We start from the raw sequence: 21,684 nt of genomic DNA, 5'->3' as shown, positions 1-21,684 counted from the left end.
GCCGGGCGTTCGGGCCACATTGCTGAACCTCTAAGGAATTGATGTCATGAAAACCCTCTTGCGTCCGATGCTCAGTCTGTTCGTCGTGCTGTCGGTCATTACAGGGCTGGTGTATCCGCTGGTCGTCACCGGCATCGGCCGTGCGGCATTTTCGCGCGAAGCCGCCGGCAGCCTGATCTACCGAGGCGGCAAAGCGGTCGGCTCGTCGCTGATCGGCCAGAATTTCGACGAACCGAAGTACTTCTGGGGGCGTCTGTCGGCCACCGCGCCGATGCCTGATAACGGTATTGCCTCGGGCGGCTCGAACTTCGGCCCGCTCAACCCCGCGCTCGCCGACGCCGTAAAGGCACGCATCGCCGCCTTGCGCGCGGCCGATCCGAGCGCAACGCTGCCGGTGCCGGGAGATCTGGTCACGGCCTCGGCCAGCGGTCTCGATCCGGCCATCAGCCCGGCAGCCGCTGAGTATCAGGTTACGCGCGTGGCGAAGGCCCGCGGCCTCGCGCCCGACGCGGTGCGCTCGCTCGTGGCGAGATACACCGAGGGCCGGCAGTGGGGCATTTTCGGAGAGCCTCGGGTGAATGTTCTGAAGTTGAACCTGGCGTTGGATGCCCTGACGCACGGCAGCGTCTGAAATGCGTATGCGCGGTGCGCGGCAGGCCGGTGAATCGCTGGTCTTGCCTCGCTACCTGCGGTAGATTGGCGGCACGCCCGGCGCGTGTCGCTTTTTGGCGTCGTCGGGCAACCGATGATGCGACACGAGCCTCGCCTGATGGCGAGGCGTTTGCCTTCCTGATGGACTCATTCGATGCCTGGCATGGAACGCCCCGATCCCGACGAACTGCTCGACAAGCTGCAGCGTGAAGAGGCCCGCGAGCAGCGCGGTCGGCTGAAGATATTCTTCGGCGCCTCAGCCGGGGTGGGCAAGACGTTTGCGATGCTGCAGGCCGCACGCAAGCTCAGCGAGGAGGGCACTGACGTCGTGGTCGGTGTGCTGGAGACGCACGGCCGAGACGAAACGGCGCGCTTGCTGGAGGGGCTGGAAGTGCTGCCGCAGAAGTCGGTCGACTACCGCGGCCGCGTCCTGCGCGAATTCGATCTCGACGGCATGCTCGCGCGCAAACCGGCCGTGGCGCTGATTGACGAACTTGCCCATGCGAATGTGCCGGGCACACGGCATCTCAAGCGCTGGCAGGACGTGCAGGAATTGCTCGACGCCGGCATCGACGTGTACACCACGCTCAATGTGCAGCACCTGGAGCGGCTCAACGACGTGGTCGGACAGATCACCGGCATTCGCGTGTGGGAGACCGTGCCCGATCGCATCTTCGATCTGGCCGACGAAGTGAAGCTGGTCGACCTGCCGCCCGACGAGTTGCTCGAGCGGATGCGCGAGGGCAAGGTATACATGGCCGCGCAGGCCGAGCGGGCCGTGCGCAACTTCTTTCGCAAGGGCAACCTGATCGCATTGCGTGAGCTGGCGCTGCGCCGTACGGCCGATCGCGTCGATGCGCAAATGCGCGAGTACCGCGCCGATCAGTCGATCAGCCATGTATGGCAAGCGCGTGAGCGGCTGCTCGTCGCCATTGGCCCGGGGCCGGAGGGCGTGGCACTGGTGCGCGCGGCGGCGCGGCTCGCGGCCAGCCTGCGGGCCGACTGGCTGGCCGTCCACATAGAGACGCCCGCCCTCCAGCGGCAATCGCCAGCACGCCGGGAAAGCACCTATGCGACGCTCAAGCTCGCGCAGGAGCTGGGGGCCGAAACCCTCACGCTCGATGGCGCGGACGCGGCGACCACGCTGCTCGCCTATGCCCAGATGCGTAACGTCTCGAAACTGGTGGTGGGCGCGAGCGGCGCCCGGCGGTGGTGGACGGCGCGCACGCCGGTGCACGAGCAGATGATGCGGCTCGCCCGCGGTGTGGATGTCGTGCTGATCGGGCCGGCGGCAGGGGATGCGACAGCCGATCAGCGCGTGGTGCGCGGCGACTGGCGCGACTGGTTTGATTCGGCCCCCGAGTTGGGGCTTGTGGGCGGCCCTTGGCGTGCCTACGCCTGGGCGGTCGGGATCTGCGGCGCCGTGTCGCTCGCCGCGGCGGAACTCACGTCGTTCCTGGACCTGGCCAATATCTCCATGCTGTATCTGCTCGGCGTGATCGTGGCGGCCATGCGGCTGGGGCGTGGGCCGGGGGTGCTGGCGTCGTTTCTGTCGGTGGTGGCGTTCGACTTCCTTTTCGTACCGCCGAAGCTGTCGCTGTCGGTGTCCGATACCCAGTATCTGCTGACGTTTGCCGTCATGCTCACCGTCGCCCTGGTCATCAGCCATCTGACGACGAGCCTGCGGTTTCAGGCCCAACTGGCCACGTGGCGCGAGCGACGCACGGGGGCGGTGTACGCCATGGCCCGCGAATTGGCGGCGGCGCTTACCACGCCGCAGATCGTGGAAATCGGGTCGCGCCACGTACGCGAGGTGTTCCAGGCCCGCGTGGCGCTGCTGCTGCCTGACAGCCAGGGCAGTGTTCGGCAACCGGTCGAGAATGCGCGCTCGGAATCTCTGCCAGCGCATATCGATACCGACGTCGCGCAGTGGGTGTATGACCGTCAGCAAGCGGCGGGGCGGGGCACCAACACGTTGCCTGCGTCGGATGCGTACTATCTCCCGCTGCGCGCCCCCATGCGCACGCGCGGCGTGCTGGTGGTGGCGCCGGTACCGGAGGGCGGCGGGGCCATCGATACGCCGGACCAGCAGCGTCTGCTCGATACGTTCGCGGCGCAAATCGCCCTGGCGCTCGAGCGCGTGCATTATGTCGAGATTGCCCAGGATGCCCTGGTGACAATGGAGTCCGAGCGGCTGCGCAATTCCTTGCTCTCGGCGATCTCGCACGATCTGCGAACGCCGCTGACGTCCATCGTCGGGTTCGCGAGCATGCTGATCCGTAATGCCCAGACACCGGGACCATTGCGTGCCGACCTCGTTGAGGCCATTCACGAGGAAGCGCAGCGCATGACGGGGCTCGTGACCAATCTGCTCGACATGGCCAAGTTGCAGGCGGGCGGCGTGCAGCTCAACCGTCAGTGGCAGATGCTCGAGGAAGTGGTGGGCACGTCGTTGCGCGCCTGCCGCAGGTCGCTGGCCGGGCACGTCGTGACCACACGGCTGCCCGCGGGCCTGCCGTTGCTGCGCTTCGATGCCGTGCTGCTGGAGCGCCTGTTCACGAATCTGCTGGAGAACGCCGCGAAGTATTCGCCCGCGGGCTCGCAGATTGAGATCGCCGCGCGCGTGCAGCGCGACGAGGTGGAAGTGAGCGTCAGTGACGACGGTCCGGGCCTGCCGGCCGGCATGGAAGGACGCATCTTCGAGAAATTCATGCGCGGCGAAAAGGAGTCCGCCACGCCCGGCATCGGGCTCGGACTGGCAATCTGTCGTGCCATCGTCGAGGCGCACGGCGGTAAAATTCACGCCACCAACGTGCCTGACGGCCACGGGGCTCGCTTCATCTTCACCTTGCCGGTGGAGTCGCCGCCGATCGCGCCGGAGGGGACGGCGACGCCGGAAGGTCTGGACGGTCCGGAGGACGTCGATGCGCGCGTGCCGGGCATGCCAGACATGAGGCCCGCGTCGCGCACGACTAACCTGGCGGATATGACGGACATGCCCGCCGACGACCCGCGTACACCTCGTACACCCGACGCGAACACGACCCGAGAACATGAGTGAACCGACCATCACCATCGTGGTGATTGAAGACGAAAGGCAGATCCGACGGTTTCTGCGCACCTCGCTGGAAGCCGAAGGCATGGTCGTGCACGAAGCGGAGACCGGGCGGCAGGGCATGGTCGAGGCCGCTACGCGCAAGCCGGACCTGCTCATCGTCGATCTGGGGCTGCCGGATATCGACGGCGTGGAGGTCATTCGCGAGGTGCGAAGCTGGACCGATATGCCGATCATCGTGCTGTCCGCTCGCAACGAGGAGTCGGAGAAGGTCGTGGCACTCGATGTCGGCGCCGACGATTACCTGACCAAACCGTTTGGGGTGTCGGAGCTGCTCGCGCGGATCCGGGCCCAATTGCGTCGACATCATCGTGGCGGCAACGCGGAGACCCTCGACGAGGCCTTTTCGTTCGGCGATATCCACATCGATCTGGCAAGACGCAAGGTCACGCGCGCGGGAGACCCCGTGCATCTGACGCCGATCGAGTACCGTCTGCTGATCACGCTCGTGCGCCACGCGGGGCGCGTGCTCACGCATCGGCAATTGCTCAAGGAGGTGTGGGGGCCGTCGCACGTGGAGAGCCATCATTACCTGCGCATCTACATGGGCCATCTGCGCCAGAAGCTGGAGGCCGACCCGGCACAGCCGCAACACATCCTGACGGAAACGGGGGTCGGCTACCGGCTCGAGATGGACGCGATCAGTTGAGCGCTTCGGCGGTCGCCGGCGAACGCCTTTGCGTTGCGGTGCGTATGGGAACGCCTGGGCATCGATCCACGCGATGAAAGCCATCAACGTCATCACGGCCATCACCGCGACGTGAGAGCTTTGCTAGAATCGTGCGGTTCCTCGCGGTATGTCCGGCGATCTGCCTTGCGGTAAGACGCCAACAGGCAAATTCGCAACGTCGGCGCTCTGTCACGTCATTCGACATCCGAAGGAACCCCGTGCCGGGACGACCCGGCACGCGGATCGCTTCTCTTGCGGGGACGACCCCGATTTCCCTATCGGAGTCAGTCATGGCCTGGATATTGTTGGTGTTTGCCGGTTTGCTGGAAGTGGCGTGGGCCGTTGGCCTCAAGTACACGCAGGGTTTTTCGCGTCTCGGGCCGTCGGTGTTCACGATTGCGGCGATGATCGGCAGCGTCTGGCTGCTCGCGCTCGCCGTGCGTTCGCTGCCGTTGGGCACGGCGTACGCCATCTGGACCGGTATCGGCGCCGTCGGTGCGTTTGTGCTGGGCATCGTCCTGTTCGGCGAGTCGGCGTCCGCCGCCCGGATCGCCAGCGTGACCCTGATTCTCGCGGGCCTGGTCGGGTTGAAGTTGACCGCCGCCTGAACGGGGCCGGCCTCGCGCGCTGGCTATGCTAACTCCCCGATTTCCAGCACCGGTGGTGCGTTCTCACAGCGCGCGGCATAATGACGCGGTAGCGCTCGAGTGACCTCTCGGTGACCGTCCGGCGGCCTGCGTTCGCCGCCCGGACGTCATCGATGCGTCTTTTGAGAATTCAGTCCGGGTAGGGGGGGCGCCGGTGGCGTCCTGCCCGATGGCCGTTACCGCGTCGGCGGTACGCGACGCGTGATCGTGCGACGCCGTCATGTCGGCGGCAGTGAGGTCGCCATGCTTGAATCGATTGCGCTCGGCGCGGGGCTGTCCTGGGGCAGCGGCCTGCGGTTGTACCTGACGGTGTTCTGCGCGGGGATGGCCGCGCGCCTGGGATGGCTGCACCTGCCGCCCTCGCTGGCCGTGCTGACATCGACCTGGGTCATTGCCACGGCCGGTGTGCTGGCGGCCATCGAGTTCTTTGCCGACAAAATCCCCTTCGTCGACAGTGCGTGGGACGCCGTGCACACCTTCATCCGCATTCCGGCCGGCGTCGTGCTGGGCGCGGCGGCGCTGGGGCAGATGGATCCGACCGTCACGGTGCTGGCGGGGCTGGCGGGCGGTGCACTCGCGGGTACGGCCCATCTGGCCAAGGCGGGCAGCCGGGCGCTGATCAACACGTCGCCGGAACCTTTTTCCAATGTGGCGGCCTCAGCCGGCGAAGATGTGTCGACGGTGGGCGGGCTTGCGCTGGCGTTCTTCCTTCCCGCCGTTTTTCTCGTGATGTTATTGATTTTCGTCGCGCTGGCGTGGTGGTGGCTGCCCCGCGTCTGGCGCGGTTGGCGCTCGTTGCTGGCGCGGGTCAAAGGATTGAGGAACGATGGGGTTCACTGACGTAGCCCGCCAGGCATGGCGGATGTTCCTGCGCGACTGGCGCGCGGGCGAATTGCATCTGCTTCTCGTGGCGTTGTTGCTGGCGGTCGGTGCCCTCTCCAGCGTGGGATTTCTCTCGGATCGGATGCAGGGCGGTCTCGAGCGCGATGCTCGGCAGATGCTCGCCGCCGATCTCGTCGTGCGCGGCGACGCCCCCTTGTCCCCGGCATTCACACGTCAGGCGCACGCCGATGGGCTGGCCACCGCCGTCGTCGCCACCTTCCCGAGCATGGCCAGCGTTCCGGGCGAGCACGGGCAGGTCGGCGCGAGCCGTCTGTCTTCGCTCAAGGCCGTGAGCGACGGTTATCCGTTGCGCGGACGCGTACGCACGGCACCCGATGCCGGCGCCGACACGCCGGATGCGCCCGCCGCGGCCATCCCCGCGCCGGGCACGGTTTGGGTCGATGCCGCGCTGCTCGATGCGCTGCATGTCAAACCCGGCGAGTCCGTTCGCGTGGGCAGCCGGACGCTGCGCATCGCCGCCGTCATCACACGCGAAATGGATCGCGGCTATGGCTTCGGATCGCTGGCGCCGCGCGTCATGATGCGCTTCGACGAACTGCCGTCGACGGGACTGGTGCAGTTCGGCAGTCGGATTACCTATCGCCTGCTGGTGGCGGGCACGGATGCGCAGGTCGCCAAATTCGCCGCGTGGGCGCGGCCGGCCGCCGAACAGGCGCGCGGCGTGCATCTCGAATCGCTGGAGGAAGGGCAGCCGCAGGTGCGCCAGACGCTCGATCGCGCCGACCGCTTCCTCTCGCTGGTGGCGCTGCTCGCCGCGGTGTTGGCGGCGGTGGCGGTGGGCATCGCGTCGCGCCGCTACAGCGAGCGCCATCTCGATGCCTGCGCCGTCATGCGTTGCCTGGGCCTGTCGCGCCGGGCATTGCGCGCGATGGTGACGATCGAATTCATCGGGCTTGGCCTGATGGGTGGGGTATTGGGCGTTGCGCTCGGCTACGCGGCGCATGGGGTGCTGCTCGCGCAGTTGGGGGACGTGATTCCGGCGGGGTTGCCCGCGCCGACGTGGCGACCGGCGGTCTTTGGTCTGGCGAGCGCGCTGGTGATGCTGCTGGGTTTCGCGCTGCCGCCCTTGCTGCCGCTGTCCGAAGTGGCGCCCCTGCATGTGCTGCGTCGGGAGGTGGTGGGTGGCGCGCGTCGGCAAGGATGGCTTGCGTATGGCGCGAGCGCGCTGGCCTTCGGCGCCCTGCTGCTGTTCGCGGCGCGAGACGTGCGCCTCGGGGCGATGGTGGCGGGCGGTTTCGTCGCTGCAGCCGTGATGTTCGGCGGGCTTGCCTGGCTCGCCATTCGCGGGCTGGCGGCCTGGGCGCGGCATCGCGGTGCCGCGGGCGGGGCGATGGGAGGCATCGGATGGCGCTATGCCGTGGCGGGTTTGCGGCGTCGCGGGCTCGGCAGTGCGTTGCAGGTGGTGGCGCTCGGGCTGGGGTTGATGGCGCTGTTGCTGCTTGCCGTCACGCGTAACGACTTGATCGCGGGCTGGCGTCAGTCGAGTCCGCCGGACGCGCCGAACCGCTTCGTCATCGATATCCAGCCGGGGCAGGACGCGCCGGTGCTGTCGCAGTTGCACGCGGCCGGACTGCCGAACGTGCAGCTCTCGCCGATGATCCGTGCGCGCCTGACCGCCATCAACGGCAAGCCGGTGACGGGCGATAGCTACACCGACGTGCGCGCGCGGCGGCTTGCCGAGCGTGAGTTCAACCTGTCTTACACGGCGGTGCTGCCCGAAGGCAATCGCGTGACGGCGGGGCAGTGGTACGGGGACGCCTCGACGCCCCAGGTCTCGATGGAAGCGGGCATCGCGAAGACGCTCGGCCTGTCGCTGGGCGACACGCTGCGCTTCGAAGTCGCGGGTCAGCACATCGACGCGCCGATCACGAGTCTTCGCAAGCTGGACTGGGGATCGATGCGCGTGAATTTCTTCGTGGTGATGCCGCCCGCCGCGCTGCGTGATTTCCCGATGACGTGGATCACGTCGTTCCATCTCGCGCCGCAGCAACAGGGCGTGGCCGATGCGCTGGTGCGTCAGTTCCCCAATGTGACGGTGATCGACACGGGCGCCTTGCTCGCGCAGATTCAACAAATCCTGTCCCAGGTGATCGACGCCGTGCAGGCGCTTTTTGTCTTTACCCTCGCGGCGGGCGTGCTGGTGCTCTACGCGGCGTTAGCGGGCACGCGCGACGAACGGATGCGCGAGAGCGGCATCCTGCGCGCGTTGGGGGCGTCGTCGCGCCAACTTCGCGACGTGCATCTGGCGGAACTGGTGACTGTCGGCGCGCTCGCGGGGCTGCTGGCGGCATTGGGCGCCGGTGCGCTTGGCTGGGCGCTGGCGCGCTATGTCTTCGAGTTTGCGTTGCACTTCAATCCGTGGCTGCCGGTGTTGGGTGTCGGTGCGGGCGTGCTGTGCGCGCTGATCGGCGGATGGAGCGGCCTGCGGGCGGTGCTGCGCCAGTCGGCGCTGCGCACGTTGCGCGAGGTCTGACGCCTGTCAGAAGCGGTGCGGCATCGTGCCGCTCATGCCCGCGTGGCAGTCGCGATGGGCCTGGGGCACAATAGCGGGCATGACGACCGAAAACACTCCGCAAACCCCGCAGACGGACGACGACCTGCGGGACACTCCCGCGCAGCCGACGGCCTTTACCCTGCTTGGCGGCGAGGATCGCGTGCGCGAACTCGTCGACCGTTTCTACGACCTGATGGACCTCGAGTCCGAGTTCGCGGGTATTCGCAGCCTGCATCCGGCGTCGCTCGCCGATTCGCGCGACAAGCTCTTCTGGTTCCTGTGCGGATGGCTGGGCGGGCCGAATCACTACATCGAACGGTTTGGCCATCCGATGCTGCGTGCGCGTCATCTGCCGTTCCCGATTGCCACGAGCGAGCGCGACCAGTGGTTGCGCTGCATGGCGTGGGCCATGCAGGACATCGGCGTGGAAGCGTCGCTGCAGGAACGGCTGATGCAGGCGTTCCATGGCACGGCTGACTGGATGCGCAATCGGGCGGGTTGAGGATTGAGGCCGCCGGTAGCGCCTGGGCGGGCACCCCTTTGCCCCCGTCGCGGCGACGAGGGCGATTCGGCGGTGTCAGACGTTTGTGACGCTATCGGGTAGCGCGGCACGGGCTTGCGGCAACGTCGGGTCCGGACCGGTCGCGCCGGCGTGTTGCGTCGCCTGTCCGAACTCGGACGTGTCCAATCGGTATCTGCCTTCCTGTCCGAACGGGCTCTCGTAATTCAACTGATGCTCGACGAGATCCAGCGAACGGCGCGCCTCCATCGCCGTCATCCACTCGATCAGCCCTTCTGTGGCGATGCCGCCGAAAGCGCGATAGGCGGCAGCCGAAAACCCCATGCAGGATTGCAGCGAGTCGATGTCGAGCGTGTCGCCCGGCGGCGCTTCGGACGGGGCGGCAGACGGCGTTGGTGCGACACGGTTCGATAGCTCGGCCATGGCGTGATGCTCACCGGCGATTCTGCCGGCCTGATTGAAGAAAACCATCATCGACGCGCCCAGCAAGGTCGTCTGGTATTTGGCCCCGTACCGCTCGAGGTGTTTGGATCCCAGCAGGGCACCCGCCGAGGTCAGCCAGGCGGTGTTCTTGATGTCAGCCGTGGTCGTCGAGGGCGTGCAGTATTTGCCGATGGCGACGGTCAAGTCCATCAGGCTGGATAGCGTCGCTAGGGACGCCGTGGCGAGCGTCACGTTGTGCGCGGTCGCCAAGGCACTGTCATCGTAGATCTCTTTGATGTTGTTCAGGCTTGCGACGCTTAACGACGCCAGGCTGAGTCCGAAATTCCCCACGTGTTGCATCAAGGCGGTAAAGCGGCCAACGGTGGACGGCGACGGCCGCAGTCGATGTGGCGAGTGCGCATCGTCTTGCATCGCGCCGAGAGCGATGCGCACTTCGCCCGCAAGCGATGCGTCGTTCGGCGCAGTGGCCGACGTGTTGACGGGAGCAGGGTGGGAGACGTAGCTCGGTGTGGGCAGGGCGTCAAGTCTGGGCATGAATGGGCTCCGAGGGGTGGGGTCAGAGGGCGTCGATCAGACGCGTCAGCTTGTCGTGCAGATCCGAGGGGCGGCCGGTGCGACGCACCATGTCGAGCGCATCGACGGCCATCTCGCGGGCGATCTCGACATCGCCATTGCGCTGCATGCACACGGCGGCGAAGTACAAGGGCTCGGGGTCGCCGTAGTTCCGAGCGATCGCGATCATCAAGGGGGCGACGGCGTGTTGATAATCGCCAAGCTGACAGAGCACGTAGCCGAACGCCTTGTAGGCATCCGTGCGTTCCGGGTAGGCGAGGCAGAGGTCGGCAAAGGCGCGCGCGGCACCGACGAAGTCGTTGGCCGCGCACAGGGCATACGCATGGGAGAACGCTTGCGACGCGATCGGTGAATCGATCGGCGAGGTGGCCGTCGATGCGCTCGGCGAAGCGTTAGGTGAAACCGTGTCAGTGGGGCTACGCGGGGCGCCTTCGGTTCGTGCCGGGTGATGCGTTGGGTTGTCGTGTGCCGTGCCGCGGGCGGGGACTTGGGTTTCAACGATGGCGTGGGGGGCTGAATATTGCTGCATACAACGTCGTTCCTCCGAATGGTCAGGGCATTCATCAGGCTGCGGCACGCTCGCATCCGCGACGCGGCGAGAGGGGCGTGCGCCCCGTCTCGCCCGGCCGGCGCGGGCGTGTCCGCGTTTCATCCTGGGCTGCGCAGGCGCGGCCCGTTGCCATCAGGCTTGCGGGCGCGCACCGACGTCAGGCGTGACGGTGTCCAGGGCATCGTGAAAGGCGTCGTTCGCCAGATCGGAGACGACCGAATGCCAATCCGATTCGGCATCGAAGAACTCATCTTCGGCGCTGGTCGCCAGTGACTGGATGTCCGTGTTCTCGCCTGAGATGGCCGGGGGGGCCGGGATGGACGAAATCGACGAAATGGACGAAATCGACGCGAGCGCCGAATCGTCCCGCGACAGTCTCGGGACGACCGTCACGCCCTCGAGTTCGTAGTCGAGCTGCGGGCGGGGGGCCATGTGCACGTAGTCGCCTTCGCCTTCCAGCACGATATAGTTCACACTGGTTTCTGCCGCCGTGACTCGGTCCACGGACGCGCGCCGCTCACGGCCGTCGATGATCGTGCCGAGCACGCGGTTTTGCAGAAAATCGGTCGCGGTCGCCACGCCGTCGGCGATGGCCGAACTGGCATCGTCAATGGCAGCGTCTCTCAGCCAAGCCGGCACCGGAATGCCCAGCGTCTCGAGCAGCGGTGCGGCGCCATTGTGGACGGCGCCAAACACCAGCGGACCGTTGGTGATCGCCAAATTGACCACCCCGCCATACTCTCGCAGGAGGTCGATGCCGGTCCACTGCCCGATGGTCTGGAAGACATTGGTGTCGCGAATCTCCGCGCCCGGGATGTCTTCAGGGCCGTGCCAGAACTTGCTGGCCGCGAGCATCAGACTCGCGATTTCCGTGGATGCCGCCAGCAAGTGCAGGGGGATATCGACGTAACCCTTCCAGTCGTCGTCCATCGTGGCGATCGCGAAGCCCAGTGCGGTGGTCTTGGCGATGGCATTGACCACGTGTCCGATGAGGGCCGCGTTGCGTGCGCCGCGATGCGTTTGCATGGCGCTTTGAAACTGCTCCCAGCACCCCGCCATCAGGTCCTTCGGCGGCTCGGGCATCGCAATCTGTACCTGCGGGTTCGCGTGGACATGGCTGGCGTTCGAGAGGGACTGGACGGGCGTCGGCAGAGGGGAAGACGAGGGCATACCTATCGTCATGGGGGGCTCCCGGAAATGAATGGGCGTTAAATCGTGGCAAGAAAACGTTCGGCGCGCGCACCGATATCGGCATGCGCCGCGTTTTGCCGGGAGGTCTCGAGCGCCTGCATGGCGAGGTCGCGAGCGAGCGCGCCGTCGCCCAACTTCGCCAGGCACTGCGCGCTAATGAGCATCGGTTCGGGGTCATCGGGCGTGAACAACGTTGCTGCGCTGAGCGGCACCAGCGCGAGCGCATAGTCTTCGCGCGCAAAATGCGCGTAGCCGACCAGCTTGTTCACGCTGACGTCCAGCGGAAGCGCCTTGAGCAGCGGATAGAGCACATGGAGTGCCCTGTCGTAATCGGCGGCGAGGTACGCGTCGCGTGCTTGCTGATAACGCTGGGGCGCGGTGTCACCAGCGGTGGGCAGCAGACGCCCGGCAACATCGTGGCGGGGCAACGGGGGGGAATGGCGCGTGGCATGCATGAGAGGAGGGGGCCGGTTGACAACGTTTCGGATTTTTCCGAGCGCCATGGGGGTGGCGCCTGGTCGGATCCTACGGTTGACGCGGTATCCGTCTCTTTCGATTCGTGGACAAAGCTGTCGTCCGATCACGCGGTGGGAGTGCATTGGGAAAAGCATGGCGTCGGGTACGCCGCGTATGCCCAATTCGCCAGTGTTGGGCCGATGCCGCGAAACCTTTGCTTGGCGAACCCTGTCGCCTCCGCCCTTGTGGCGACGTCACCGCCGCGAGGGCGCGCCGACCGTACTGGCGTCGCAGCATCGGATTGTCCCTTGTCACTCAGGCCCGGTTCGCGCGACCATGGCGGATCACTTACGGAGACGCCCCAATGACCACCGAAGCCCTTTTTCGGCAGGACGCCTATCTGCGCCAGTGCGAGGCGCGCATCACGCACATCGACGAGGCGGGCATCCGGCTTGACCGCACCGTCTTCTATCCGCTGGGCGGCGGACAAGCGGGCGATGCCGGTGAGTTGGTGCTGATGGACGGCACTCGCCTTGTGATTGCCGACACGCGCAAGTCGAAACACGAGGGTGCGACGCCCGACGACGCGGTTCATGTTCCCGCCGAGGGCCAGCACGATGTGCTGGCGCGACTCTCGGTCGGCGATATCGTGCAGGCGGAGATCGACTGGGCGCGCCGCTTTCGTCACATGCGCTTTCACACGGCGTCGCATCTGATGTGCGCGGTGCTGCCGCATCCGGTGGATGGGTGCAGCATCACCACGGAGTACGCGCGGCTCGACTTCGTGACGAACGAGCCGATCGAGCGCGAGACGGTCGAGGCCGGGTTGGCGGCGCTCGTGGCGGCCGCACGGCCGGTGGCCATCGACAGCATCAGCGACGACGAGATGGCGGCGCGTCCCGAGCTGGTGCGCACCATGAGCGTGAAGCCGCCCGTAGGGTTGGGATGCGTGCGTCTGGTGCGCATCGAAGGCATCGATTTGCAGCCGTGCGGCGGCACGCACGTGGCCAATACCGCGGAAATCGGCGCGCTGCGCGTGGCCAAGATCGAGAAGAAGACGTCCCGCACGCGTCGCGTAGTATTGGCCTTCGCTTGAGTCTGGCATCATGCGAGCTGCCTCTTCCACGCACATTCACACTTCAGGACGATCGATGGCGACACCCGCAGCAGCATGTCCTTCGCAAGTGCCGCCGTGGCAAACGGTGCTCGATTTCTGGTTCGGCCCCCCGGACGCGCCCGATTACGGGATGGAGCGTCCCGAGTGGTTCCGTAAGTCGGACGCGTTCGACGCGTTGATCCGCACCCGCTTCGGCGTGCTGCACGCGCAGGCGCTCGAAGGGGAACTGGACGATTGGGCGCAGACGCCACTCGGGGCGTGCGCGCTGATCGTGGTGCTCGACCAGTTCTCGCGCAATCTCTTTCGGGGGCACGCGAAGGCCTTCGCGGGCGATGTGCGAGCGTTGGCCGTGGCGCGGCACCTGGTCGAGGCGGGCGACGATCAGCGTCTGCCCACGCCGCAGCATCGCGTTTTCGTCTATCTACCGTTCGAGCACGACGAATCGCTGGAGAGCCAGCACCTTTCGTTGGCGCTGTACGAACCCTTGGCGAAGGCGTTCGGGCTGGTGGATAACCTGGATTACGCGCGCAAGCATGCGGTCATCATCGAGCGTTTTGGGCGATACCCCCACCGCAACGAGGCCTTGGGGCGGGCATCGACGCCTGAGGAAATCGCGTTTTTGAAGACGCCAGGATCGTCGTTCTGACGACGGGCGACGGGGCACTCAGCCCCGAGGAGCGTCAGACGCGCTCACCGTTCTCCCGGCGTGGCGTTGCTGATGCCAACGGATCGCGCAGAAGCCAATCACGTAGGCAAGCGCGCCGCCAGCCGCCGCACAGGCGGCGAGGCCGGTCGCGAGATGCAGCGTCGCCGTGCCGAAATCAAGGTTCGTCACCTGGGTCCACAAACTCTCTCGGGCTTGTACCGCCGCGGCTGCCGTCGCTTCGATCCCGGCCTGCGGCGGCCACTCGAACATCCAGCGACCCAGACGGTGCGCGCCCCAATAGACGAAGGGCGCCGTCAGTGGATTCGTCACCAGCGTGCCAACCGCCGCGAGGAGCAGATTTCCGCGTAACAACGCCGCGGCGAGTATCGCCACGAGCATCTGTCCGAAGGGAATCAAGATGCCGAAAAAGACACCGCACGCCAGCCCGATCGCCACACCACGCGGCGTGGCTTGCCACAAGGCGCGGCGCAGCAGCAACCCGGCGTGTGGGCGCAGCCAGCGTGAACGCAGCAGTCGCATCGGGCGAAGCATCTTTAACATCATGGGCAGGTTGCACGTCGAGGAAGGTCTTGACCCAGGCGGGCATGGGGCGGGTGCACACACGGAGAACCGCATGCAACGGATGTCTGAGTCCCGGGTGCAGCAGGAGTTCAATGTCGCCGTGGGCGAGGGCGTGTCGAGCGGGAGCGGCCCATTGTCTGGCTGTCAGAACGGGCTACGGGTGAGGGGTGAAGGGGAGGGTGACGCTTAGGGCGAGGGTGAGCGCGACGGTGAGGGTGACGGTGAGCGCGACGGTGAGGGCGACGGACGACGGGTGACGCTGAGGCTGCGCAGCCGGTGGACTGCGCAGCAATGACATGGATGCGACGCGGACGCGCTCAGATCTGCGAACGCTGGCTGGCCCAGCGATCGACTTGCGACGGCGTGAAGTGCCGCAGGGTATCGAGCAACGCTTCGGGCGACGCACTGATCTGTAACTGATCGAGTTGCGCGCCCTTGAGGAACTGCTCCGTCACCATCGACTTGAGGAACGCGATCAGCGGATCATAATATTGCTCGACGTTGAGCAGGCCGATCGGTTTCGCATGGTAGCCGATCTGCAGCCACGTGAAGACTTCGAACAGCTCCTCGCATGTGCCGATGCCGCCCGGCATGGCGATGAACGCCTCCGACAGATCGGCCATCATCTGCTTGCGCTGGTGCATGTTCTCGACGACATGCAATTGCGTCAGCCCGGTGTGACCGACTTCCCGTTCCATCAGGGCTTTCGGAATGACACCGACGACTTCGCCGCCCTGGGCGAGCACGGCATCGGCAATGATGCCCATCAGGCCGACCTTGCCGCCGCCATACACCAGACGAATGCCCGCTTGCGCCATACGCCGGCCCAGGTCACGGGCGGCCTCGGCGTAGGCGGGACGCACGCCGGGGGCGGCACCGCAGTAGATACAAATGGATTTGACTTCCGACGCCATGCCTTATTGCGCTCCCTTGGACGACGATTCTCGCGCCATCCTGTCGTACATCTCGCGCGAGCTGCCTTTCAGATACGGGGCCATTTGCGAGAGGATGTGGTAGCTCGCCTGATGCAACCCGGCACCGATCTCCGCCGGGTCGTTGTACTTGCGTGGATTCATCACGAACTGATAGGACAACCAATAGGTGGAAAGCACCACCATGTTGGTCGTGACCACCTCGATCTGCTCGGGCGTGATTTCCATTTCCCCCTCGGCCACGAGCAGGTCGCACATTTCGCGCGCGAAACGCTTCTTGTGGCCGACGATCACCTTGAAGTGCGTCTCCAACGTGCGGTTGCGCGCGAGCAGGTCGTTGAGGTCGCGGTACAGAAAACGGAAGCGCCACAGAAATTCGGACATGTATTGCAGGTACGTCCAAACTTCGTCGAGCTTGGGCTTGTGATCGTCAGGCAGCCGCAGTCGCCGTTCGATTTCCTGCTCGAACTGGGCGAAGATGCTGTTGATGATGTCGTCTTTGTTGCGAAAGTGATAGTACAGATTGCCGGGGCTGATTTTCATCTCCTCGGCAATCGTGGTGGTCGTGACGTTCGGTTCGCCGATGTCGTTGAAGAGCCGGAGCGACACCTCAAGAATTCGTTCGCGGGTACGGCGTGGCGGCTTTGCTTCCATGTCTGTCGGCCCCGGTAAGCGGCAAGCTTGGCGAACGATGTTCCCCGCTTGCGTCTATGAGTGGAGTATCAGGTATATGGCGACCGATTATACCCGGCAGCCGCGCACTGCCAAGCATGGGAAGGGGCGGCGGCGAACGATATCAGAAAAACGCTGTACGTATCCGTTCGACGATGACAGGGCCAGCGAGCGTGGCCCAGGTGAGCAGGCAAAGGCCAAGCGCGATGAGGACGGCCGCGCTCCCGAAATCCTTGGCACGCTTGGACAGTTCGTGCCGCTCCAGCGAAATGCGGTCGATTGCCGCTTCGATGCTGGAGTTGATCAGCTCGATGATGAGCACGAGCAGGACCGAGCCGATGAGCAGTACGCGCTCGACGGACGTGACCGGCAGGAAGATCGCCGCCGGCAGGAGGATGGCGGCGAGCGCCAGTTCCTGCCGGAAGGCGCTCTCTTCGAACACGGCGAACTTGAAGCCGGACAGGGAGTACTTCAGGGCGCGCCAGGCACGCATGACGCCCCGGTTGCCCTTGTACGGATTCGGTTGCTTGTCGCGTGGCGGCGGGTGATCGATGAACAAGCGTCGGTTTCCTCGCCGCAACGGGCGCTGGAGGTGGATCAGATCGCGCCGGCGAGCGACAGCTCGGGCTTGCGCGGGTGCAGATGCGAGGCGAATTCTTCGGACGCCGACTGCCACGAGAACCGTTCGGCCCAGGCGCGCGCACTCGAGCGCGAGACCTTGAGCGCATCGAGACAGGCCTCGCGCAGGTCCTCTCGCAGTGCGCCGCCTTCGCCTTCCGGACAGCCGTCGAGCACATCGACCGGACCGGTCACCGGGTAGGCCGCGACCGGCAGGCCGCAGGCCATCGCTTCGAGCAGCACCAGACCAAACGTATCGGTGCGGCTGGGGAAGACGAACACGTCGGCCGACGCATAGACCTTCGCCAGTTCGGGCTGCGAAAGCATGCCCAGGTAATTCACATCGGGATAGCGCGAGCGCAGTTCGGCCAGTTGCGGCCCTTCACCCGCGACCCACTTCGAGCCCGGCAGATCCAGCTTCAGGAAGGCCTCGATGTTTTTCTCCACGGCGACACGCCCCACGTAGAGGAAAATCGGATGTGCCGAATTTAGCACATGTGCGTCCTGCACACGGAAGATGTCGAGGTCGACGCCGCGCGTCCACAGCACCACGTTCCGGAAGCCGTTCGCTTCGAGGTCGCGCTTGACGACTGGCGTGGGGGCCATCACGGCGTGCGACGCCTTGTGGAACCAGCGCAGGAAGCGATAGGTCGTGGCGAGCGCAAAGCCGAAGCGCGCCTGCACATACTCCGGGAAGCGCGTGTGATAGGCCGTGGTGAATGGGAAGTCGTTGCGCAGCGCCCATTTGCGTGCGGCCATGCCGAGCGGGCCTTCGGTGGCGATGTGCAGGGCGTCCGGCGCGAAGTCTTCGATGCGGCGCGTGACGCGGGCGCCGGCGAAGAAGGCGAGACGGATCTCGGGGTAGGTCGGGCACGGCATCGTGCGGAATTCCTGCGGCGTGAGCAGCTCGACACGATGGCCGGCGGCTTCCAACTGAGCGCGCGTATTCTTCAACGTGCGGACCACGCCGTTGATCTGCGGATCCCAGGCGTCGGTGATGATCATGATTTTCATCGGGCGCTCCTTCGCGCACATGGCGCGCATCGGTGGCACGCGCGAACTCGCGCGTGAGGGGGCGCACACGCGGCGTTACGCTGCCGTGCGTGCGCTGGGTGAACCGGTCGGTGTGCCGGGCCGGAATCTCGTGAATCCAGTGAATCGTGGTGATGCTGGCGGCGTGAGACCCACCAGGATCGCCGCGCGGGCTCAAACGCTGAGCGTCGTGGCTTTCGCGTGTGGACGTACGTTGCGCTTTTGCGTCCAGTGGATGATGCGCAGCTCGCCTTCGGTCGTCTCCACCAGTGCCGAGAGGCTCTCCACCCAGTCGCCGTCGTTGCAATAGAGCAAGCCGTCGATCTCTCGAATCTCGGGCTTGTGGATGTGTCCGCACACCACGCCGTCGCAACCGCGACGACGTGCCTCGTCGGCCATCACCTGTTCGAAGGCCGAAATGAAGTTCACGGCGTTTTTCACCTGGTGTTTCAGGTACTGCGACAACGACCAGTAGGGGAAGCCGAAGCGCGTGCGCACGCGATTGAACCAGCGATTGAGCAGCAGCGTGAGCGTGTAAAGCGAGTCGCCCAGATAGGCGAGCCACTTGGCGTGCTGGATCACGCCGTCGAACAGATCGCCATGGGTGACCCACAGACGCTTGCCGGACAGCGTGGTGTGAAAGGCTTCGTCGCGCACTGCAATGTCGCCGAACGCCAGCCCGCAGAACTGACGTGCCGCTTCGTCGTGATTGCCGGGAACGTAGATCACCTGCGTGCCCTTGCGCGCGCGGCGCAGCATCTTCTGCACGACATCGTTGTGCGCCTGCGGCCAGTGCCAGCCGCGGCGCAGGTGCCAACCGTCGATGATGTCGCCCACCAGGTAGAGGTAGTCCGACTCGTGATGACGCAGGAAGTCGAGCAGGTAGTCCGCCTGGCAGCCTTGCGTGCCGAGGTGGATGTCCGAGAGCCAGATCGTGCGGTAGCGGGTGATGCCGTCAGGCGGCGGGTCGAGGGGGTCGGGGGTGTCCGGCGGCAGATCGATGGTGGCGGGAGGGCTGGTGGGCGGGGCGGCGGGACGTCCCGGCGGGGTGTCGGCGAAGTGACCGGCGCGAGCCGCAGGCGTTGGGATCGGCAACTCAAGGGTGGGGGTCGTCGTCATACCGGCTCGCACGTCGCGTTGAACATGCGTGCATTGCGCCACGATTTCGTGAAGCGACGATGACAGTCACAACCATGTCGCGAAAGTGGCGCCCGACGTCGCGGCGATGCGACAGCTTACGCGGAGTGACCGCGAGCACCCTGCATCAGTCGCTGTGCTGCAGTCCCTGAGCAACGCGCTCGAGTGTCTCGAGCACGTGCGCGCGCGCGCGGGGGTGCGTGCCCAGTGAAACGTGTCCGAGCCGGTCCAGCGCGACGTTGTGGGCGCCGGGCAACACACAAGTGCGCACCGGATAGACGACGTTGTCATGAAACGTGTAAATCGACGTGATGCGCGCGCGTTGCGCCGGTGTCTCGTGGCTGGCGAGCGCGGCGAGCCACGCGCTGCCAATGCCCATCTGTCGCGCGTTGATGCCGATGCCATGGCGCGCATGCAGGGTGCCGAAATGCGGCGAGCCGAGCGTGATGGTGTGGGCGACCGGCAAGGTCGGCGTGTGGCGCAGGCAGGCGCGCGCCGCGAGCCCACCCATGCTGTGGCCGACAATGACGACGGGCAGCCGTGTGCGTTGGGCGAGTGTGCGTGTGGCGTTGGCAATCGTGGCGGCGTAGCCGTCGATGTCGCCGAACATCGGGCCAAGGTTGACGGCGTCACAGGCGTAACCCGCCTCGGCCAGATGGCGCGAGAAACGCAGCCAGAACGCGCGATTGCAGCCATATCCGTGCAACAGCAATACGGCGACGGGGCGCGCCGGGCCTTGCGGCGGTGACAGCCGCACGGTGCTGAACCACGGTTGACAGAGATCGAGCAGGAAGATCGACGCCGCACATTCGTACGCCCACACGGCCACATGTGTGCCGGCGCTCGCCTGTCGTTCGGGGGATGGGTCGCCCTGGGCGGCCATGACAAAGCCCGCCGCGAGCCCGATGGCGTGCGCGACGGGCAACCATAGCACCGTCCACAGGAAGGTCGTCCAGGGGCTGTGCCAGGTGGCCCACGTGGCGATGGCAACGATGAGCGACAGCCCGATTTCAATGCCGCCATAGATCAGGTGGGCGCGCGAAGCGCGCGGGGCAGCGCTGCCAGCGGGCGACGCTGTCGTCATTTGCCCAGCACGCTCACGAGACGTGTGCCGGCGAGCCGGTCGTGGATGAACTGGTGATCGGGCATCACGCGCATGGCCAGGGCCCAAAGCACGATCCAGCCGGTGAGCAGGGCAACGCTGCTCCAGCCGGTGAGTCCAAGCCCCCAGTCGAGCGCCATGGCCGGCAGCACCCACAACCACGTCAGCGCGTAGCGCACCACGGCGCGCACGGCGCCCACCGGCTGGCCGGTCGCATCAACCAGACGGATCTTCCACGTCTTCATCGCCAGCGTCTGACCGCCGTGGGTCCAGAACCAGACGAAGTACGCGCCCAGCACCAGAAACAGCCAGGCTTGCATGGCATGACGGTGCATCAGGCCGCTGCGCTGCTGGGTCAGGGCGCTGAACAAGTAACCGGCAAGGAACAATACGCCGAAGAGCAACAGCGATTCGTAGACCATCGAGAGCACGCGGCGGCGCAGCGTCGGTACCGCGTAGCTGGGCGCGTCGGCGCCGGGCGTCGGCGCGCGCTGCAGCGGCGGGACATCCGGCGAGCGGGTGGTGTCGGTTGAGCGAGGCGGCGTGGCGGGCTGGGTGGCGGAGTCGGTCATCGCGGCGTGGTCTGGGAGTTTTTGTCGGGCGCCTCGCCCCGTGCCGGCACGAGGCATTTGCGGCGCGCACGTCGAGTTCTGTGCCGCTCATTATGCGCAAGAATGCGTCGATGGGCCAGCCGGGCTGGCGGGACGTCCCCGCGCGCGCAAAAGCCAACGGCCGCCCGAGGGCGGCCGTTGCGGCTAGTGATGGCCTGGGTCGTCCGACGCCAGGCATCAATTGTGGTGATAGATCTCGGCGTTGAAGACGGCGTCGCCGTTCTTGTCGCTGCTGGCCGTGCCCGCGCTCGCGGGTGTGGCAATTGCCGACGATGCGGCCGCGGCGGGCACCGATTGCCCGGCGGCCGGTGCGGCTGCCGCGCCCGATGCCACCGGGGCCGGCAACGCGCCATGCTTGCCCGCCGAGCCGGCGTCCCTGCGATGCACCGCGGCGTACGGATTCTTCACGCCCGTGCGTCCCGACGGCGGCGCGCTGACCACGTTCGGTCGGCTGGCTTGCTTCCTGTCGTCGGCGGCAAGTCGCTTCTTCTGTTCTTCGGTGAGTTGCTGATACTGCTGCCACATCTGCGCCTTGCGCTCGGGCGGCAGGGTCTTGGCGTTCTGGTAGCTTTCGCGCGCCAGTTTGCGTTGCTCGGGCGTCAGGCGCACCCAGTCCGCCATGCGGTCGTGCAGACGCTTGCGGCCTTCAGGGGAGAGCTTGTGAAAGCGCTTGGCAATCTCGATCCATTTCTCGCGCTGAAGCTCGCTCATGCGATTCCAGTCATGGGAAAGCGGGGCGAGCGCCTCCTGCTGGCTGGCGGAGAGCTTGGCCCAGTATCCGCCGGGTGACGCAACGGCCGCCGCGGGGGCACCGTTCGCGCCCGCACCGCTGGCCGTCAGACTACCGACCGGTGCACTCGCCGGATTGGCACCGCCGGGCGCGGACGCGCCGGAAAGGGCCGGCGGCAGATCGGACACCGATGCCGGCACGGGCGTGCGGCGCAGCGCGGCTGTGCCGGCGAGCGCGGCCACGACCAGCGCGGCGAGCAGAAGAAGTACGTTGCGTCGCGTCACAGGGGGG

22 protein-coding genes are annotated in these 21,684 nt (G+C 66.2%); 9 read left to right on the top strand and 13 right to left on the bottom strand.

What is annotated here, in order from left to right:
* Positions 1-46: 46 nt before the first annotated feature.
* The 7 genes from kdpC to PEP31012_RS10130 all read left to right on the top strand — a co-directional run bounded on the left by kdpC (position 47) and on the right by PEP31012_RS10130 (position 8,982).
* On the top strand, positions 47-631 hold the full coding sequence (gene kdpC / locus PEP31012_RS10160) for a potassium-transporting ATPase subunit KdpC (protein WP_150589214.1): 585 nt from the start codon (positions 47-49) through the stop codon (positions 629-631).
* 183 nt (positions 632-814) lie between these two features.
* Positions 815-3,712, top strand: coding sequence for a sensor histidine kinase (locus PEP31012_RS10155; RefSeq protein WP_150589213.1), 2,898 nt, complete (start codon positions 815-817; stop codon positions 3,710-3,712).
* On the top strand, positions 3,705-4,415 hold the full coding sequence (gene kdpE, locus PEP31012_RS10150; protein WP_150589212.1) for a two-component system response regulator KdpE: 711 nt from the start codon (positions 3,705-3,707) through the stop codon (positions 4,413-4,415). Before PEP31012_RS10155 ends, kdpE begins: the two co-directional genes overlap by 8 nt.
* Positions 4,416-4,726: 311 nt before the next feature.
* Positions 4,727-5,044, top strand: coding sequence for a quaternary ammonium compound efflux SMR transporter SugE (gene sugE, locus PEP31012_RS10145; RefSeq protein WP_150589211.1), 318 nt, complete (start codon positions 4,727-4,729; stop codon positions 5,042-5,044).
* 282 nt (positions 5,045-5,326) lie between these two features.
* On the top strand, positions 5,327-5,923 hold the full coding sequence (locus PEP31012_RS10140) for a DUF4126 domain-containing protein (protein WP_174978184.1): 597 nt from the start codon (positions 5,327-5,329) through the stop codon (positions 5,921-5,923).
* Positions 5,910-8,459 (top strand): ABC transporter permease, encoded by a 2,550-nt coding sequence (locus tag PEP31012_RS10135; protein ID WP_246171224.1) that lies wholly within the window; start codon positions 5,910-5,912, stop codon positions 8,457-8,459. The genes PEP31012_RS10140 and PEP31012_RS10135 overlap by 14 nt, the downstream gene beginning before the upstream one ends.
* 79 nt (positions 8,460-8,538) lie before the next feature.
* Positions 8,539-8,982 (top strand): group II truncated hemoglobin, encoded by a 444-nt coding sequence (locus PEP31012_RS10130; RefSeq protein ID WP_150589209.1) that lies wholly within the window; start codon positions 8,539-8,541, stop codon positions 8,980-8,982.
* 75 nt (positions 8,983-9,057) lie between these two features.
* On the opposite strand, the gene PEP31012_RS10125 is transcribed toward PEP31012_RS10130, so the two are convergent.
* The 4 genes from PEP31012_RS10125 to PEP31012_RS10110 all read right to left on the bottom strand — a co-directional run bounded on the left by PEP31012_RS10125 (position 9,058) and on the right by PEP31012_RS10110 (position 12,186).
* Positions 9,058-9,978, bottom strand: a complete 921-nt coding sequence (locus PEP31012_RS10125; protein ID WP_150589208.1) for a hypothetical protein — start codon at positions 9,976-9,978, stop codon at positions 9,058-9,060.
* A 22-nt stretch (positions 9,979-10,000) separates the two neighbouring features.
* Positions 10,001-10,546, bottom strand: coding sequence for a hypothetical protein (locus tag PEP31012_RS10120; protein ID WP_150589207.1), 546 nt, complete (start codon positions 10,544-10,546; stop codon positions 10,001-10,003).
* 153 nt (positions 10,547-10,699) lie between these two features.
* A complete protein-coding gene (locus tag PEP31012_RS10115) occupies positions 10,700-11,737 on the bottom strand; it encodes a hypothetical protein (RefSeq protein ID WP_150589206.1) in 1,038 nt (345 codons plus the stop codon).
* Positions 11,738-11,775: 38 nt separating this feature from the next.
* On the bottom strand, positions 11,776-12,186 hold the full coding sequence (locus tag PEP31012_RS10110; protein ID WP_174978183.1) for a tetratricopeptide repeat protein: 411 nt from the start codon (positions 12,184-12,186) through the stop codon (positions 11,776-11,778).
* 392 nt (positions 12,187-12,578) lie between these two features.
* Between PEP31012_RS10110 and PEP31012_RS10105 the strand changes: the two genes are divergently transcribed.
* Both PEP31012_RS10105 and PEP31012_RS10100 read left to right on the top strand, forming a co-directional pair.
* Positions 12,579-13,310 (top strand): alanyl-tRNA editing protein, encoded by a 732-nt coding sequence (locus PEP31012_RS10105; protein WP_150589204.1) that lies wholly within the window; start codon positions 12,579-12,581, stop codon positions 13,308-13,310.
* A gap of 55 nt (positions 13,311-13,365) precedes the next feature.
* A complete protein-coding gene (locus PEP31012_RS10100) occupies positions 13,366-13,977 on the top strand; it encodes a DUF924 family protein (RefSeq protein WP_150589203.1) in 612 nt (203 codons plus the stop codon).
* An 18-nt stretch (positions 13,978-13,995) separates the two neighbouring features.
* Here PEP31012_RS10100 and PEP31012_RS10095 read toward each other — a convergent pair whose 3' ends face one another.
* The 9 genes from PEP31012_RS10095 to PEP31012_RS10055 form a co-directional block, all read right to left on the bottom strand.
* Complete coding sequence (locus tag PEP31012_RS10095; protein WP_174978182.1) at positions 13,996-14,529, bottom strand: DUF2062 domain-containing protein; 534 nt, start codon at positions 14,527-14,529, stop codon at positions 13,996-13,998.
* 347 nt (positions 14,530-14,876) lie between these two features.
* On the bottom strand, positions 14,877-15,473 hold the full coding sequence (locus PEP31012_RS10090; protein ID WP_150589201.1) for an LOG family protein: 597 nt from the start codon (positions 15,471-15,473) through the stop codon (positions 14,877-14,879).
* A 3-nt stretch (positions 15,474-15,476) separates the two neighbouring features.
* Positions 15,477-16,145 carry a TetR/AcrR family transcriptional regulator gene (locus tag PEP31012_RS10085; protein ID WP_150589200.1) on the bottom strand — a complete coding sequence of 223 codons (669 nt, stop codon included), beginning with the start codon at positions 16,143-16,145 and terminating at the stop codon, positions 15,477-15,479.
* Positions 16,146-16,287: 142 nt separating this feature from the next.
* A complete protein-coding gene (locus tag PEP31012_RS10080; RefSeq protein WP_150589199.1) occupies positions 16,288-16,722 on the bottom strand; it encodes a diacylglycerol kinase in 435 nt (144 codons plus the stop codon).
* Positions 16,723-16,760: 38 nt separating this feature from the next.
* Entirely contained in the window at positions 16,761-17,795 is a 1,035-nt protein-coding gene (locus PEP31012_RS10075) for a glycosyltransferase family 4 protein (RefSeq protein ID WP_150589198.1), read from the bottom strand.
* A gap of 192 nt (positions 17,796-17,987) precedes the next feature.
* A complete protein-coding gene (locus PEP31012_RS10070; protein ID WP_425494946.1) occupies positions 17,988-18,908 on the bottom strand; it encodes a UDP-2,3-diacylglucosamine diphosphatase in 921 nt (306 codons plus the stop codon).
* Positions 18,909-19,077: 169 nt separating this feature from the next.
* Entirely contained in the window at positions 19,078-20,034 is a 957-nt protein-coding gene (locus PEP31012_RS10065; protein WP_150589196.1) for an esterase/lipase family protein, read from the bottom strand.
* On the bottom strand, positions 20,031-20,624 hold the full coding sequence (locus PEP31012_RS10060; protein WP_150589195.1) for an RDD family protein: 594 nt from the start codon (positions 20,622-20,624) through the stop codon (positions 20,031-20,033). Before PEP31012_RS10060 ends, PEP31012_RS10065 begins: the two co-directional genes overlap by 4 nt.
* A gap of 216 nt (positions 20,625-20,840) precedes the next feature.
* Positions 20,841-21,677, bottom strand: a complete 837-nt coding sequence (locus PEP31012_RS10055; protein WP_174978181.1) for a DUF3106 domain-containing protein — start codon at positions 21,675-21,677, stop codon at positions 20,841-20,843.
* Positions 21,678-21,684 lie beyond the last annotated feature (7 nt).

The sequence above is a fragment of the Pandoraea eparura genome, from assembly GCF_902459725.1.
GTDB lineage: Bacteria > Pseudomonadota > Gammaproteobacteria > Burkholderiales > Burkholderiaceae > Pandoraea > Pandoraea eparura.
This window is presented reverse-complemented; position numbering and strand designations above follow the sequence as displayed.